15 protein-coding genes and 2 pseudogenes are annotated in these 17,051 nt (G+C 35.8%); 12 read left to right on the forward strand and 5 right to left on the reverse strand.

Annotated elements, in window-relative coordinates; genetic code table 11:
- Positions 1 to 91 precede the first annotated feature (91 nt).
- Positions 92 to 1,141, reverse strand: a complete 1,050-nt coding sequence (mobB, locus tag D0T57_RS14220; RefSeq protein ID WP_163274149.1) for a conjugal transfer protein MobB — start codon at positions 1,139 to 1,141, stop codon at positions 92 to 94.
- A complete protein-coding gene (locus tag D0T57_RS14225) occupies positions 1,126 to 1,566 on the reverse strand; it encodes a hypothetical protein (protein WP_163274150.1) in 441 nt (146 codons plus the stop codon). Before D0T57_RS14225 ends, mobB begins: the two co-directional genes overlap by 16 nt.
- 549 nt (positions 1,567 to 2,115) lie before the next feature.
- On the opposite strand from D0T57_RS14225, the gene D0T57_RS14230 reads away from it, so the two are divergent.
- The 12 genes and pseudogenes from D0T57_RS14230 to D0T57_RS14290 all read left to right on the forward strand — a co-directional run bounded on the left by D0T57_RS14230 (position 2,116) and on the right by D0T57_RS14290 (position 11,895).
- Positions 2,116 to 2,574 carry a DUF3408 domain-containing protein gene (locus D0T57_RS14230; protein WP_163274151.1) on the forward strand — a complete coding sequence of 153 codons (459 nt, stop codon included), beginning with the start codon at positions 2,116 to 2,118 and terminating at the stop codon, positions 2,572 to 2,574.
- Positions 2,575 to 2,612: 38 nt separating this feature from the next.
- Entirely contained in the window at positions 2,613 to 3,398 is a 786-nt protein-coding gene (locus D0T57_RS14235) for a ParA family protein (RefSeq protein ID WP_163274152.1), read from the forward strand.
- A gap of 7 nt (positions 3,399 to 3,405) precedes the next feature.
- Positions 3,406 to 4,098 carry a hypothetical protein gene (locus tag D0T57_RS14240; RefSeq protein ID WP_163274153.1) on the forward strand — a complete coding sequence of 231 codons (693 nt, stop codon included), beginning with the start codon at positions 3,406 to 3,408 and terminating at the stop codon, positions 4,096 to 4,098.
- 19 nt (positions 4,099 to 4,117) lie between these two features.
- On the forward strand, positions 4,118 to 4,366 hold the full coding sequence (locus D0T57_RS14245; RefSeq protein WP_255490613.1) for a helix-turn-helix domain-containing protein: 249 nt from the start codon (positions 4,118 to 4,120) through the stop codon (positions 4,364 to 4,366).
- Positions 4,367 to 4,397: 31 nt separating this feature from the next.
- Positions 4,398 to 4,609: pseudogene (locus D0T57_RS14250) on the forward strand (DUF3876 domain-containing protein); the annotation flags it as partial.
- 77 nt (positions 4,610 to 4,686) lie between these two features.
- Complete coding sequence (locus D0T57_RS14255; RefSeq protein WP_163274154.1) at positions 4,687 to 4,971, forward strand: helix-turn-helix domain-containing protein; 285 nt, start codon at positions 4,687 to 4,689, stop codon at positions 4,969 to 4,971.
- A 120-nt stretch (positions 4,972 to 5,091) separates the two neighbouring features.
- Positions 5,092 to 5,307, forward strand: a complete 216-nt coding sequence (locus tag D0T57_RS14260; RefSeq protein WP_163274155.1) for a helix-turn-helix transcriptional regulator — start codon at positions 5,092 to 5,094, stop codon at positions 5,305 to 5,307.
- 4 nt (positions 5,308 to 5,311) lie between these two features.
- Complete coding sequence (locus D0T57_RS14265) at positions 5,312 to 6,370, forward strand: DNA cytosine methyltransferase (protein WP_163274156.1); 1,059 nt, start codon at positions 5,312 to 5,314, stop codon at positions 6,368 to 6,370.
- The gene (locus tag D0T57_RS14270) at positions 6,357 to 9,329 is read left to right on the forward strand and encodes an ATP-binding protein (RefSeq protein WP_163274157.1); all 2,973 of its coding nucleotides are present in this window, start codon (positions 6,357 to 6,359) and stop codon (positions 9,327 to 9,329) included. The genes D0T57_RS14265 and D0T57_RS14270 overlap by 14 nt, the downstream gene beginning before the upstream one ends.
- 7 nt (positions 9,330 to 9,336) lie before the next feature.
- A pseudogene (locus D0T57_RS14280) lies at positions 9,337 to 10,971 on the forward strand (response regulator receiver domain).
- A gap of 21 nt (positions 10,972 to 10,992) precedes the next feature.
- Positions 10,993 to 11,460, forward strand: coding sequence for a hypothetical protein (locus D0T57_RS14285; protein WP_163274160.1), 468 nt, complete (start codon positions 10,993 to 10,995; stop codon positions 11,458 to 11,460).
- 12 nt (positions 11,461 to 11,472) lie between these two features.
- Positions 11,473 to 11,895, forward strand: a complete 423-nt coding sequence (locus D0T57_RS14290; RefSeq protein WP_163274161.1) for a very short patch repair endonuclease — start codon at positions 11,473 to 11,475, stop codon at positions 11,893 to 11,895.
- 42 nt (positions 11,896 to 11,937) lie between these two features.
- Here the strand turns inward: D0T57_RS14290 and D0T57_RS14295 are convergent, their stop codons facing one another.
- The 3 genes from D0T57_RS14295 to D0T57_RS14305 are packed head-to-tail and all read right to left on the reverse strand — an operon-like array spanning position 11,938 to position 16,595.
- Positions 11,938 to 14,871, reverse strand: a complete 2,934-nt coding sequence (locus D0T57_RS14295) for a DEAD/DEAH box helicase family protein (protein WP_163274162.1) — start codon at positions 14,869 to 14,871, stop codon at positions 11,938 to 11,940.
- A gap of 10 nt (positions 14,872 to 14,881) precedes the next feature.
- Entirely contained in the window at positions 14,882 to 15,811 is a 930-nt protein-coding gene (locus D0T57_RS14300) for a nucleotidyl transferase AbiEii/AbiGii toxin family protein (RefSeq protein ID WP_163274163.1), read from the reverse strand.
- Positions 15,812 to 15,827: 16 nt separating this feature from the next.
- Entirely contained in the window at positions 15,828 to 16,595 is a 768-nt protein-coding gene (locus D0T57_RS14305; protein WP_163274164.1) for a transcriptional regulator, read from the reverse strand.
- Positions 16,596 to 17,051: the final 456 nt, after the last annotated feature.

The following is a 17,051-nucleotide window of genomic DNA, read 5'->3' on the forward strand; positions in this document are numbered from 1 at the left end:
TTAACAAAACTAATTTTCAATATGACAAAGAACCAGGCGACTCTAATGAGCCAAGTTTATTTGATTTTTAATAACGAATTTTAATGGGACACTAGTGAGGAGAATCATTAAATAAGTGTTGGAACTGATTGGCAGAAAATTCTTTGCCGAGTCGTGAGCCATTGAGTATAGCTTGATTCTGATAATCTATAAATGTTACCCCATAGATGCGTCCCTGTTCATTCTTTCTAAAAATGGTTCCGATGTTTTTTTCTTTCAATAGCGACTTAAAATCATTTATATTATTAGCTCCTTTCATCGCTTTGGCAATTGTCGGACGAAGGTTTTCCCTTACCCTGTTTTTCTCAATAGCTGATTTGGAGTATTCAAAATGCTTTTGCATTGCATCATAGCCAACTGATTTGCCAAATTTGGAGGATTTAACCGGGACACCGATTTTATCTCCTTTGTCATCTATTACGGAATAAATCAATCCCTGATAAGGCTTGCCTTTATATTCGCCTTTTACTTCTTCCACCGTAACATTAAACTGCTCCAGTAATGTCCGGTATTCCCCGAATGACTGAAAATAGAAATGACTCATTACCGATTTAGCGATATTACCCATCTGATGTTTTATATCTCCTGCTTTATAGTCTATCTTTTTTGTTGGTGCTTCGCTTTCCCGTTTTCCTTTCTTCAACGGGATAAGGTTGAATTCCTGTTCCAATTCCTTACAGATTTTCATCGAACGGGCGACTTCGTAGCTGTCGTTTATCTTCTTGCCGGTTTCATCAATCCGTAAGGAAACGATATGTGCGTGTGTACGATCTATATCTGAATGTTTAAAAACAATATAAGGTTGATTCCCATACCCAAGTTTCTCCATATAACTTTGAGCAAGTTCTGATAGTTGCTCATCCGATAGTTTATCTTTCGGGTCAGGATTAAGCGAAGCATGAAATACGACCTTTTCAGTCCTGTTGTTCATCGCCAGATAAGGATAAAACGAATCCATACAATCATGAATAGAGAATTTTCCGTCAGGAGAGTTAAACATCTTCTGGCTGTACAATACATCTGCCTGATTGTCTTCCACCTTGATTTTGTTATAGGCTAATACCCCAAATACTGATTTACCCGAACTTATTTTGGCAAGCATCTTTCCCGGATTTGAGTGTATAAATCTTCTATTAGGCTTTTCAACAGAATAAAATCCAGTGTTGTTTTCTCGATAATTCTCATCATTGAACGAGCTTTTTCTTCCCCTAAATTCCGAATCAAGACTTGAAAGATTTGATTATAATTGCTCTTTATTGCCCGAAACTGTGCAAAGAATTGGGACAACAACATCGCAAAATCCATAGCCGATTTATCTATCGGAACGATTTTTACCGGATTATTCAATACGCAATCTGCTATAAATCGGGACTTACTTTTATGTCCCGATTTATGAAACAAGGTTAGAAACCGTTCGTTATCCTTGTTATTCAGGCGTATCATATGGCGGTAAGTCTGCTTATCCGCTTTAGGTTTACGCCCTCTTTTCTTTTTGAGCCGTCCGGCTTCATTATTAACATGTTCCATGTTCATTAAATATTGAGTTTATTCTTTAAAAGGTTCGACTTGGGAGAACCGCCCCCAAACTTTCGGTTTGGGCAAGAAATGTTTTTGGAAGATAAGAAAATGGAATTTTCTGCTGACAAAAACACTTCTTGCTATTGTCTGACGACAATAAAATCCGCCGGCATTGGCGGACGTTAATAGGAACCGGAACGGTTACTCATTTATCGGGAGTTTTAAATCATAGATAACTCCCGGCTTTTCATTCCCGTTGGACAAAGATAGGGGATGAACTTCGCTTATGCACAACAGAATAAGCGGACAGAAACGGTCAGTCAGTGCCACTTATACTTGATTCCAAAATCAGCTTTCTTTTATCGTTTTCTTTGTGGCATGAAAGCAAAAATGCAAGTCAGGATACAAGAAAAATTGTCTGTTTGCCTATTGGGCGATAAGTATGCAGATAGACAGATGTGCAAATGTTCAAGTAATCAGAAACAGATACCTGAATAGCTGATTAAATGAATAAAAGAAGAATTGTATAAATGTGGGCAATCATAAAATCATTCATATATGGAAGAAGATAATCAATTAAACAAAAAAGCAGGTGTGAAGATAGACACAAGTGCATTTATCCGTCAAGTCGCGGTTGCAGGCAGCAATGAAGAAATGCCTAAATCGACACGGGTAGAAAATCAGTTGGAAGTTGCCGGAAACAAAACGAACGTAGAACAGGGAATCTCCATTGAAGAAAAAACAAAAGAACCGCCCAAAAAGAAGCGGGGACAATCGGTAGATTATGAATCGGCATTTCTTTCCCGTAATGAACTTCGTAATCGGCAGGGATTGTATATCGGCAAAGACAACTACGAAGTTCTTCAAACCCTTGCCCGCTCAATACGCAATGAACGGATTAGCGTCAGCGGATTGGTTGATAACATCATCAGCCATCATATCGAACTCTATGAAGATGAAATCAATCGTATCTACGAAGAGAACATCAAAAGGCCCATAAAAAGGAGCGGTAAGTAATTCATTTCAGAAACAGTATAAACTAAAAAAAGAGCATCATGAGCAATTCAGAGAATCAAAAGCAAACAAGACCTGTGTATCTATCTTTTTGTACACAAAAAGGAGGAGCAGGCAAATCCGTCTTCACAACGTTAGTAGCCAGTTATCTGCATTATTTGAAAAACTATAATGTTGTTGTAATTGATTGTGATTTCCCACAATGGAGCATCCAGAAGATGCGGAAGCGGGAAGCGGAACAATTACAAACCAATGCTTTCTATCAGAGGAAAGCGGAAGCCCTGTTTACAAAATTAGGTAAACCTACTTATCCTATCGTTCCGACCGAACCGGAACAAGCTCTGACAAGAGCAAAGGATTTTTTGGAAAACGAATCGGAAGAATACGATGTAGTATTATTCGATTTGCCGGGGACGGTAAACAATGAGAATGTAGTTGAGATATTCTTCCAGATGGACTACCTGTTTGTTCCGATAACAACCTCGCGGATTAATATGGAAAGCACTTTGCCTTTTATTATTTCCATTAACGAGATGATAACCATGAATCCGCAGGTCAGATTGAAGGGAATCTATCCGTTTTGGAACAGAGTAACGAATCGGGAAAGAAAAGAGCTATTCAATTATTACGAAGAAGCTATTTTAGGATTAGGTATTTCCATTATGGAGAGCCGTATCCCACAAAGTGTCCGGTATGACAGGGAACAATCCATAGAAGGCAACGACTATCTGTTCTTATCTACAATCTTTCCTCCTGATAAACCACTTTTGAAAGATAGCAATCTGGATTTGTTGATTGATGAAATTATCAAAGCTACAAATCTGTAACATATATATGATGGAAATTGAAAAAATAAAAGCAATTCTACTGGCAGCAGTATGTTTCTTTATGGCGTGCCTGAACCTCTGGAATATTTTCAAGGATTGGTTTGATGAAAAATACCAATCCAGACAAAAAGATAAGGATAGCAAGGAGCGTTCGCCAACCAAAGAACCGATACCGGATATTATTGGGAAAACAAAGTTTAAACTAAAAGAGGAAAGCATCTCTAAGCAAGCAAAACTGGAATCGATAGAACCCGAAAATCCATTGAAAAAGGAAATCGCCGAACTGAAAGAACTGGTACTGCAACAATCCAAGATGATAGAAGAGAACAAGCCTTTTATGTCTATCCCAATGGAAGTAAAAGAATCATCTGACATTGATCCTGATACTATAGATGATGAAACTATTCCGGTTTTGACGGAAAAAGAGCGGTCGCAATTTAGTTCAGGAACAACCCTTGATGAATTTGAATTGGTAGTCAGGACGCTGCAAGGTAAACCGATTACAAAAGAGGAGAAAATGCATTTCGAGCAAATCATTCCGAAAATTGACGGTACGGATATTTACAATCAGTTTACCAGACAGATTCATGGAGCAGAAGAACGGGCAATGGCAATCCTGAATAGGGTTGAGGATGACAGGCAATCTATGTCCGGCAATGAGATTGACAGTTTCGACTATATGAAATTTATCAGGGAGTAATCAACTAAAATATAGTAAGATGGAAATAATAGCAATAGAAAAGAAAACGTATGAACAGGTAAAGCAACGTTTTGAGGATTTTTCCCGACAGGTAAGAAATCTATGCAGGGAGAATCAGGATAAAGAAAAATGGTTAGGCAACGATGATGTTTGCGGACTTCTGCAAACATCAAAGCGAACGTTACAATCTTACAGGGACAATGGCATTCTGCCATATTCACAGATTGGGCGTAAATGTTCCACCGGGTATCGGATATTGAGAATTTAATCAGTCAGTCACAAATCAGCAAAGAACAACAATGAAAACAAAGAGATACAACTTTTTAGATAGTTTGGTCGACAGTTGGGAGAGTATCAACCTGAATCCGACAGTTATCATATACCGAAATGGAGACGGCTATTTGCTTAGCGTCATCCACATGAACGAAACAAGCAAACAGGCCCTGCCACTTACGAGATACAGGAAGATGAAGACAGATTCTTTATCAAATACGACCTAAAACGGACGGCTATCAGCCACGATGCTAAACTGGATATACTAACCATTTCCGCACTGGGCGACTATATGCGGAACTAAAAAGTGCAACAATGGAGATGTTAGATAGAAAATCAACGGAAATAAATTCGTTCTTCTCGGCTCTGGATGACTTGTTGGACACCATTCGGCAAGCCCTTAAAAACCGAGCTCCACACCTGAACGGAGAAAAATTCCTGTCAAACCGAAATGTTTGCCAAATGCTTCAAATCTCGTCTCGAACCTTGCAGGATTGGCGGGATACGGGAAAAATCCCGTTTATTCAGATAAAGGGGAAGATACTGTATAAAGAATCTGAGGTGTTGAGGTGGTTGGAGGAGCATGTTTGCAAACTATAAAGCTGATCAGGTTATACTAATGGAGCGAAGCATGTAAGTTTCTAAGTGTTGATAAGTTATCTATATGACAGTTGCACAGGTGAAAAAGAAACAATAAATTTGCACGTTAGAACAATAAATATGTCTGAAAAAGCAATAAATCGGATTAAGGTTATTCTTGCAGAGAAAAGATTGACCAACAAATGGCTGGCAGCACAATTGAGGAAAACAGAATCAACTGTTTCCCGATGGTGCACTAACGAAAAACAGCCAACAATAGAAACGTTTATTGAAATAGCGAACATGCTTGATGTTGATGTAAAAGATTTATTGGTTTCTACAAAAACTAAGGAGTAAGTATATGGAAGCAAAATATAAGGCAATAGATTTCTTCTGCGGTGGGGGCGGTATGACGTGCGGTCTTCGTCAAGCAGGTATTGATGTTATTGCTGGTGTTGATTTTGACAAGGATGCCCAAAATACATACGAACTGAATAATCCGGGAGCAAAATTTATATTATCGGATATTAAAAAGTTAAGAAGCAATTATTTTGAAAAAAAAATGGGGATCCAAAAAAATGATGATTACTTAATCCTTGTCGGTTGTAGCCCATGTCAATTTTATAGTATAATAAATACGGATAAAGAGAAATCGAAGAAATCAAAAGACTTACTTCGTAATTTTTCAAGATTTATTGATTATTATAATCCGGGGTTTGTTGTCGTTGAAAATGTTCCCGGACTTAAGACAAATGAAAAAAGCATTCTCCCTGATTTTTTAAAGTTTCTTACAAAGAAGAATTACAAAATCTGTGAAAATGTTGTTGATTTAAGTTATTATGGCGTTCCCCAATCGAGAAAACGATTTTCTCTTATCGCATCACGAGTAAGTGATAACATAAGTCTGCCAAAAGCAGATGAAAAGCAAGCTTTATTGTCCATGTTTATCGGGGAAAGCAACGGCTTTAAGAGAATAAATGCAGGTCATAAAGACACAACTGACTTTAACCATACTGCGGCAGGATTACAGTCAATTTGCTTGGAAAGGTTGGCTGTAACACCTCATAATGGAGGAGATCGGTTTGCCTGGAAAGACAATCCGTATCTTCAATTGAAATGTTTTATAGGGAAAGATGATAGCTTCAAAGATACATACGGTAGGATGTTTTGGGATAAACCGGCATCAACCATAACGACGAAATTTTTTAGCATATCAAATGGTAGATTCGCCCATCCGCAAGAAGATCGAGCTATTTCTTTACGAGAAGGAGCCACTCTGCAAACTTTCCCTAAAGATTATATCTTTAAGACAACAAGCATTGCCGCTACGGCAAAACTGATAGGTAATGCTGTTCCGCCGGAATATGCAAAAAGAGTTGGATTGTCAATAATAAATAGTTTACCTGATGGCACAGTTTAAAACACGAGCAAGAGCATTAGATTTGCTCGGAAGACAGCAAATTGCAGGTATACCGACCGCAATTAATGAGTTAATAAAGAATGCTCATGATGCATATGCGGATAAGTTTGATATTGATTTCTTAAGAAAAGACAATCTGATTGTTTTAAGAGATGACGGACTTGGAATGACCAAAGATGAATTTGAAACACGATGGCTTACTATCGGAACGGAAAGCAAGTTTGCAAACAAGAAAACAACATTACCCCCAATAGATAATTCTAAGCCCTTAAGACCGGTAATGGGTGAAAAAGGAATTGGGCGACTGGCTATTGCATCTATAGGAAAACAAGTTCTTATTATTAGTAAAGCTAAACTAAGAAAGGAAGCATATAAGATTGTTGTTGCTTTTATAAACTGGGAATTATTTGAGTTACCCGGAATTAATTTGGAGGATATAACAATCCCGGTTAAAGAATTTGAGTCTCTTCCGAATAAAACTGATATAGATAATATTAAAAATGAAGTCATTAATTCTTTGGATAGTTTATTGAAAGAAGATGTTATTTTAGAAGAGGATTATATCAGGGTAAAGAAAACCATTGAAGACTTCAATATCTCACCTTTAGAGCTTAATGGTAAACTAGTCGGCAATTTTGAATTTTCAGAAAACAAAGGCGGCACTTTTTTTTACATATCGCCTGTAAATGAAACATTAGCATTTGATATAGAAGGTGATAAGGATAGCACGGAAGCTACTCCTATTGAAAAAATGTTAATCGGATTTCATAATACAATGACTCCGGAACATCCGGCTCCAGCGATCGATATTTCTTTTCGAGATTATCGAGGAGAAGATGGCATCTATGATAATCTGATAGATAAAGAACAATTCTTCACTCCTGAAGAATTTGAGTTAGCTGACCATCATTTTCAAGGAGCATTTGATGAATTCGGTCAATTCAGAGGAACAATCAAAATTTACGGTGAAAAAACGTATGATCATATTGTAAATTGGAGAGAAAATAGTTTCAAAGAGACCAATTGTGGTCCTTTTAAAATCAATTTTGCTTATTTACAAGGAGAATTAAGAAGTACCCGAGTTGATGCTGAAAACTGGGCTATAATTAAAGCAAAAGGAGACAAATTTGGTGGTCTTTATATTTATAAAAATAATATCAGAGTACTGCCTTATGGAAATTCTGATTATGATTTTTTAGATATAGAAAAAAACCGAACAAAAAGAATGTCTACCTATTTCTTTTCGTATAGGAGAATGTTTGGTGCGATTGAAATTACAGCAAAAAACAACAATAATTTAGTGGAAAAAGCTGGACGAGAGGGGTTTATTGAGAATAAAGCATACAGGCAAATGCAAGCTATACTCAAAAACTTTTTTGTACAATTGGCAGCTGATTTCTTTGATGAAAAAGGAGAAAGTCCGCAATCCGAATTTTGGGTAAAAAAGAAAAATGAAATAAACACACATCATTTAGCATTAAAGAGGCGTGAAGAATTAGCTAAAGGAAGAAAAGATAAATTTTTGAAAGAACTTGATTTGTTTTTTAAAAATCTTACTTCCGGTAGATTTAAAATTGCAGTAAATGATATCTTAACAGAAACCAGAAAGAAATTCAATTCGGTGGTTTATTGTAAAGATATGGATGAAGCCGGACAGAAAATTATTGATTATGAATTTGATGCTCGGCAGAAAATAAATGATTATAAGAAAAGAATTGCAGTTTCCAGCCCTAAGGGTTTTACAATATCAAAATCAGCACGAACTGACTTTGATACTTACTTGAAAGAATTTAGGATATTAGAAGAAACCTTGTTCAGAAATGCCATAAATGAAATAGATTCCATTGTATCCGAATATACAAAGAAACTTAATATTGAGATAAGTAAGCGGAAACGGTTGGAACAAGCTGTAGAACTTATATCCGTAGAAGCTAAAAAAACAAATACGGAAAAGAAAAATGAGACAAATGAAGTTGTTAATGAGGTCTCAAAAAAGATTAAAGAGTTTACTTCCGATTTAATACTGGACTTGGACAACCAAATCAGAACGGTCAGAGACCGTTTTAAAAATTTGAGTATGCTCGAATCTGAAGATTTTGATTTGGTTAAAGAAAGAAAATCAATGGAAGATGAAATTGAGATGATTAGTAGCCGAAACACTTTTGTTATGGATAAAATCATCCGTCAATTCGAAGGATTCTATATCGCGAAAGATGTTGATGGACAAATTATAACTAATGACCAAATCACTGATGCTCTATCGGAAGAATTAGAAGAACTAAGAGAACGTGTACAAACGGATATTGAATTAAGTCAGTTAGGATTGGCTGTCGGTATCTTGAATCATGAATTCAATAGTACTGTCAAATCAATAAGAAGCAGCCTCAAAGATTTAAGAGCATGGTCGGATGTTGACCAGCAGATAGATGGAATTTATAAAAATATTAAAACAAACTTTGACCATTTGGATGGTTATCTTAACTTATTTACACCATTAAACAGACGGTTGAATCGAAAACGGGAAGACATTTCTTTATTGGAAATTAAAACATTTCTAATAGATTTGTTTAAATCCAGATTTGAAAGGCATAATATTCAATTCAAGCATACAAAAGGATATGCTTCTCGAAAAATTTTTGGATTTCGTTCGACTTTTTATCCTGTATTTGTAAATATTATCGACAATGCAATTTATTGGCTTAAACAGAGCGATACGGAAGAAAAAACAATAAGATTGCATGCAGATGATACTGGCATCTATATTTCTAATAACGGCGTAGAAATTTTACCTCAAGATAAAGAGCGTATGTTCGAACTTGGTTTTTCACGAAAACCGAACGGTAGAGGTATGGGACTAAGCATTAGTAAAGAAGTTTTGAATGCAGAAAATTATGAGATTTCTGTTGCTTCACCTCAAGAAGGTAGCACAGTTAGTTTTAAAATCGAAAAAAATAAATAATGCGGAAATGAGTACTGCTTTTTTTGAAAAATCCAAAGAGATAGCAAATGGATTCTTACAGAGTATTGTTTTCCTTGATGACAAAGCATTTGGGAGTAATGTAGTTGCAGGTTCAATGCAAAACAATAGCCAGCATGCATTCGATTCATATGAAATATCCAAAGCATTTGCCAAAGAGAAGAAGGTTTGCGCAGTATATAACCCTTTGACTGTTTCTGATATTGAAGACTTTAAAGAAATCTCAAAAAAAGCTGATGTAGTTATACTTGATTGATTTATTGAAATACAAGATGAAGCAGTAGGCGAAGACCAGACAGCAGATGCGGAAGAAGAAGACCCAAGAGGGCAATACACAAAACAGATAATAAATGAACTGGTTAACAATTCTGGGAATAATAGTTTAAAACTGATTGTTATTTATACGGGAGATGATATTTTAGAAGAAATAACTCAAAGTGTTTATGATCATATCTTGCCACAAAATCAGCAGTTTGAGTTGTTGCCGGCTAATTGTGAAGTTTGTTCTACAAATATTCGGATATTAATCAGGGCAAAGTCCAGTGGAGAATCCGAAGATACACGTTTTACCCAACGTCCTCATTTACAAGATAAAATATTACGTTATGAAGACTTACCATCTTTCGTTTTAACTGAACTTACGGTAATGACTTCTGGACTTTTATCGAATTTTGCATTATTAGCTTTGACCTCTATTCGTGACAATTGGCACAAAATACTTAGCCTATTTTCCAAAGAGTTGGATGCTCCTTATATGGGGCATAAAGCCATGCTTCCGGTTCAAAATGATTCGGAGGATTTGTTTCTAAAATTGTTTGGAGATACGATATCCGATTTATTGCATTATGCATCAATCCCTCAGAAAGTGCAAACGGAATTGATTGACATTTGGATTGAGAGTAATATTGCAAATGAAAATATTTCATTGAACGGAAAAAATATTCAAAGAACACAAGATATTGTAAAAGCATTATTACATTCGGATAAGGAAGATGTGGGAAAACGTTTTGAAGAAGTATTTAATAGCAAATTATCTAAGAAAGAGATAGAAAAACTATATAAAGATCCGAAGACAACAGAATTATTTCTTAATCTCGACCAGCAAGATAATAAAGATGCCTTTAACGAAAAATTTGCAAAATTGACACATCACAAGAGTCTTTTTATCCCTAAAAATACAGCACCAAAATTATCATTAGGAACAATCATAAAAAGTACCTCAAATCAAGACAACTACTATGTTTGTATCCAACAACGATGTGACTCCGTTAGGTTAGGAAGAGATGAGGAACGAAAGTTTTTGTTCCTACCATTAACAAAAACAGAAGAAAATAAATTTCACATACTTACACCTGATGGGGTTAAACTTAAGTTGGATAAGAAAACATATTCAATAAAAACCATTAAATTCAAGTCCAATTGCGATGAAGGAGAAGTAAAAGGAGTGATGGATGATACAAATGGAAAATATACTTTCACTCAAATCTATGAGGAAGGTGAAAAATATGTATGGGTTTTAGATTTGAAAGATTTGCATTCACAAAGAATTGTTACAAACTATGTTTCATCTCTTTCCCGTGTTGGGCTTGATGAGTTCGAGTGGTTAAGAATAGCAGGGAATTAATTATAAATCAGAAAATAGATTATGATAGAGATTCAAGATATACAAACGAATAACATAGACGATATTATTAATCGCTTATTGGATGAGAAAGAACAACCGTTTGAAATATATGTACCAAAATCAACTCAAACTTTCTCAAGTTCAAACAGAGATATAGCTAATGATTATGCTATGTTAGCTTTTGTCGGACAGAAATTGGACGAAGTTGCTGATGATTTCACATATTATTATGTTTCTCCTTCTGCTCATGATAGTGTTTTATTTGAAGTGAAAACAAATAATATAAAGCAACTTGCTGAAACCATTCTAAATATTTCGTATGGATATGGTAATGATTCGGAGGAAGATGAAATCTATTTTCTTGATGATGTTTATGACTTCATTGAAAAGGTAATTACAGGAGAAGTTGTTTCTGTTTGTCCTGACTTTATTGAAGACTATCAAGAATATAATGAATATGCCGATGAGAGTGAAGGTAGCGATGAATAATTACAATTTTTGATGTCCGATATATATTCAAAATCTAAGCGCTCTGATATAATGTCTAAAATTTCCGGTAAGGAAACTAAGCCGGAAATTTTAGTACGAAAATTCTTGTTCTCAAAGGGATTCCGATTTAGAAAGAATGTAAAGATCCTGCCTGGAAAGCCGGATATTGTGCTCCCTAAATACAAAACCGTCATATTCGTTCATGGATGCTTTTGGCACGGACATTCATGTCAACGAGGAACATTACCGGAAACAAATCATGACTTTTGGCAAGAAAAAATCGGAAGAAATATAGAACGTGATATTCAAAACATTGCTGAATTGAAGAGAAATTGTTGGAATGTCATCATAGTTTGGCAATGTGAAATTGGTAATAAAACAAATAAAGATATTCGTTTAAATAAACTCGTTGAGGAGATAAAGACTTATTTGTGAGGCTAATCCGTAGAAACATTCGTTAATTATATTGATATCAAGTTATATACTTTCCTTTGCAAAAGCATTCAACTCATCCGCCAGTTCTCTTGATTCCAGCCGTATAATGGTATCTTCCGGATTTCCGAAATCAAAGAGATTGATGCATCCATACCAAACGAGCCGATTGTCTATAATGATGTATTTCTGATAAATATCCGGTTCTTGTATGACTGTTAATTTTGTTTGAAGAGTTTCAATACATTTTCTTATCTGTTCTTGTTTCTTGTATGATTCTATTGGACGAGTGATGACGGTAATCGAAACTTCTGCTTCCAGAGGAGCTCTCAACCATTCAAGTACTTCCTTAATTTGAGCCTTGCGAATATAAGGGCTTGCAATTCTGATCTCTTTCTTCGCTTCAGCAAAATCAGTCTTTATGATAGAGGTAAAAGTATTGTTGTCGTAAATCATGCTGATTTTATCCGGTTCATTCTTTGAGAATAAAGCTTTATATCCGATTTGAGCGTAGCCTGTTAACCGTTTGTGATACATCCGTTCCAAAACCGGAATATGAATATCCACATAATCATAAACAATCACATCCTGCTTGCCGGGGTATTCACGGTGTAATCGTCCGGCATATTGAGCCAATGTTCCCTTCCACGCGATTGGAGAGGCAAGAAACAAAGTATCCAAGCGTGGATAATCAAATCCTTCTCCAATGTATTTCCCCGTGGCAATTATAATGAGTCTGTCTTCTTGTGGAATGTCTGCTAATGATTCCATCATCTTGTTCTTCACTTTTGCGGAATCGGCTCCGACAAGAGTTATAATATGTGCATTGGTTTGGTCTTTAAGAATAGCTGCCAACCTCACAACATGCTCTTTTCGTTGAGTAAGTATGATAGGTGTTCTGCCATTTGTTACAGCTTCACATACATCGGTTGCAATCTGCTGATTGCGAAATTCATTTTCTGCTAGAGCCGTATATATTTTTGTTATGTGCCAATCGGATTCCGTTTGTGTGAAAGGCCTTCTAAATCCTGTAAAGCATGGTATAACATAATGTTCAAAATTCCGTTTGACGGCTTGTTCTTTTGCATTAACGTTATACCGTATCGGACCACATTGCATAAAAATAACCGGATGTTGTCCGTCCTGCCGTTTTGGTGTTGCAGTCAATCCATAGACATATTGGGCATTCGTTTCGCTAAGAACCTTTTCATAATTAAGCGAAGAGGCATGGTGGCATTCATCCACTATTACCATACCATAATTCTTTACGATATCATCCACTTCATTTTCATGGACTAAACTCTGTACAAGTGCAATATCTATAATTCCGGATAAAGTGTTTTTACCGGAACCTATTTGACCAATAATCGAACGAACCTTCTTTCGTCCACGCTTCTTTTCCGGTTCCGGTAAGATTTCATTTATTTCGAGAAACTGTTCCAATGATTTTTTCCATTGATCGCATAAAGTTTGTAGATGAACTAAAATCAATGTATTGCATTTTCTATTTGTGATAAGTGATGCTCCGATAACAGTTTTCCCGAAAGCCGTAGGAACAGATAGTATGCCATTCTCGTGCTGAAGCAAGACTTCTTTTGCTGATTGCTGCTCCTCCCGAAGGATTCCTTTGAAACTGACCTTAATATGTCTTCCTTTATTTCGTTTATCATCGAAAGCATATTCTACATTTGATTCTTCGAGCAAATGAATAAGAGAGGAACGACAACCTCGAGGAATACCGATATATTGATCCGTTTCTTCCAATGAATAGATAATCCTCGGAATACCATAGGTAGACATCCGCATCTTTTGTGTTTTGTAGAATAAAGGATTCTGAAATGCAGCTAATCGTTTAATGCGATTGAGTGCTCGTGGGCTTATTTTGTCTTTGGAAATATACAAACGGCTTGCTTCAATGATAGTCAATGTATCTGGGAAATCTTTCTTTTCGAGAATACTTTCCGCTTTTTTGCTTTCCCAAGGCTTGAATAAGTTCTCCTCTTCATTTTCCAAATGCCCAAGTTCGCCTAACCCATTCCCATCACACAGAGTGGCTAGTAAAATCCCGATTTCGTCTGAGCTCATTTTCCTGATAGTGGCCAAATATGCCCATTGATCAGGATAACTCAAAAAGTTATCATCTATAAATTCACTATTCCCATTTTCACGAGCTCCACCTTGTAATGGTAAAGCAATCAAGTTTCCAAAGCCTCCTTTAGGCATAAAATCCTGATTAGGAAACATTCTATCATACGAAGTGAAGCGTATTTCATGTCTAACCGACATGGCTTTTGTTAAAAGCGCATTTCCAAGTCTTCGAGCAGACGCTGCTGAGATAGACTCTTCAAAAAACATCCATGCATGAGCTCCGTTTCCTGAACGGGAACGTTCAATGGCAACCGGAATATTATATGTGTTACATACAGAGCGAAACACCTTTATGTCTTCTTCCCATTTTGCTTCATCAAAATCAACTGCAAGAAATAAACAGCTTTCATCCGGCAAGAGTGGATAAACTCCGGCAATTCCGGCACCATGTTCATCTTTATTCCGTAAATGGCTATTGACAACTTCTTTTGTCAGTGGCAATAAATCCCGATTATTACAATCTTTGCATTTAATACGTGTTCTATCGCAAACTCCTTTTACCCATTCGTTTTTACATGCAGGGATATAATAAGCACTTCCATGCTTCTTGCTGTAACAGCGTTTAGCGTATACATCAGTTCGTCCCCGAAATAAAGACTGAAACAATTCTATTTTTTCATCAGGAGTGCTGTATTTATCTATTGAGGTTTTGGGAGCAATTTTTATGCTATTGTACTGTTTCAGAGTATCTTGTAATTGAGCTTTCTCTTTGGAAATTGAGTTTATTTGAGCCAAACCTAACATCTCCCGAAATCTATCATTTTCAGCAAGCAACTCAAGATTTCGAGCTTCCAGTTCTGCAATTCGCTTTAATAATTCGGGGTCGGACATATAAATCCTTTTATTTGTTATTCCTCATTTTCCAAATTGCCATTGGATGATTTTTGATCCGCTCTACAATTTCGATATCCTCAAACAATAATTCCGGTCGATAAATATTGCCGTTAAAGTTTTCAATAAATGAGTTTTCATTTTCGGTAAATACCATCAATTTTAGAAGAAATGCTTTCACTTCTACTTTCGCTGATTCAAAATCAAATCGTTCACTTTTCTTAAGAACAGGAAGTAAAGAACTCCTGATTTGTGCAAATTTCAAGTTATCAATACTTTCAAAACTATAAATGTTTAAAGGCTTATCATTTCCTCCTACAGCAAGATAGAATAATATGATTTTACGGAGTTTATTCATCTCATCTGGGTGGATAATATTATATTTCAACATATTGTGAATATCATACAAGTCCCGGGGAGCTGTTCGTTCAATAAGAGCTTTAATTTTACTCCCAAATAGTTCAAGAGTAGAAAGTGTTTTTACTTCAGAGTCAAATTGTAGAAAGTCTATATTCACTTTCTTTCCAACTATTGGCAAGATATGATTTCGCAAAGAATAGTTTATCTCTACTTTCAGGTTATCTTTATTCCCTCCTGCGTTCTGGAAATAAAATACCCATGAATCAAGAGAATGCGGACTTTTAGTATTAGGACTCAAAGCATATCCTTGTGTAAACATATAGTTCAGAAAATCCTGATTGATATTCTCCCGGATTGTCATCATTTCCTCTCGTGAACACTCTTTGGTAAAATCCAAGTCAATATCAACCGATAAGCGTGGAAGATTAAAAACTGTCAGGTTAATTGCGGTTCCTCCTTTTAATGCTAAATGTTCGACAAATAAAGGATTTTCATTTAAGTGTTTCAAGATATCACAAAGCCGGAACACTTTTTCCAGATTATCCCGGATAAAATCTGTACCGGAAGCTATCCTCTCCAAATCAGTTTTACTATAATTATACATTTACATTTCCTCCTTGTTCTAAAAATGAAAGAATATTTTTAGGAGCATAAAGTCTCCATTCATTAAAATAAGTGGTTGAGTCTTGCTTGTCAGTTAGGTAACGGATACTTTTCCCAATCTTGGATTTACAAAAGTCAAAGAAAGCATCACTTAACTTCATTTCTTTTTGAAAGTAGCCAAGAACAAAACCTGTCTTTTGATAAAGAATCTGTTTATTGAATTGTTCCAAATAATCTTGTAATTTATTCTCATTAATATAAGTGATAAGGGCAAAACATGCTATCATTTCTTCCAGTCCTCCACTTCGGTCTATTTGATTAATACAATCTAAAACAGTACGTTCCAAATCGGTTACTCTGATTAATGTATCAGCAGGAGGAATAATAACTCCGGCATCTGATTTCGATTCCGAATAAATATAACTAATCCCATCGTACTCAAAGTTGTTGAACCTCTCTTTGGATGAAACCTGCATTTCATAAAATACCTGATGAGCCAGACCATGATATTCTAGTGCAGCATGGTAGGACAGGTAAGAAGAAGAGTTTATTTGACTGGCTATTTCGTACTTTGAAGCAGAACTGGTTTTTGTAGCCAAATCCGTTACAACGTAAAGGTCTCGCCTTACTTGTGATATTAATCCTTGCTGTTTATACCTTCGTAAAAGTCCTTTTGCTGCATTTTCGTTGCCAGTCAAGGAAACAATATCTTTTTTATGGAAGATTTTGAGCTTATGAAATTCTTCGATATATTTGTTCATACCCTCTTACTCTATTTTATTTCTCGCACAAAGGTATACAAAAATACATATTATCGTACATAAAACAAAAAGAACATTAGGAAATTCTCAAATTTATTTCTACCTTTGCCTTATCACTTAAAGAGGAAAAGTTCTCTTAAAAATCACTCTAAAAATGGAGTGAGTAACGAGTGAGTAGAATACAATCTTCGATAGTTAAACAACTGACAGCATAGGGCTTAGGTGGAATATTCAAAATCCGTCAACGCCCACTTGAAAATCAAGCAGTTACAATAATATGTAGCTGCTTTTTTATGTTTATAATTAGTGGTTTTTTGATGAAAGTTAAACCAAGAGTTAAACCGTAAAAAGTTAAACCGGCTCACCCCGAAAAGTTGTGGAGTTATGCATAAATATTTTTGAGTCTAAATAAGAAGTACGGGATATGGTTTACTCCTCTAAGGACAGCCCTAAAAG

It is taken from the genome of Dysgonomonas sp. 511 (genome assembly GCF_010501105.1).
Taxonomy (GTDB): domain Bacteria; phylum Bacteroidota; class Bacteroidia; order Bacteroidales; family Dysgonomonadaceae; genus Dysgonomonas.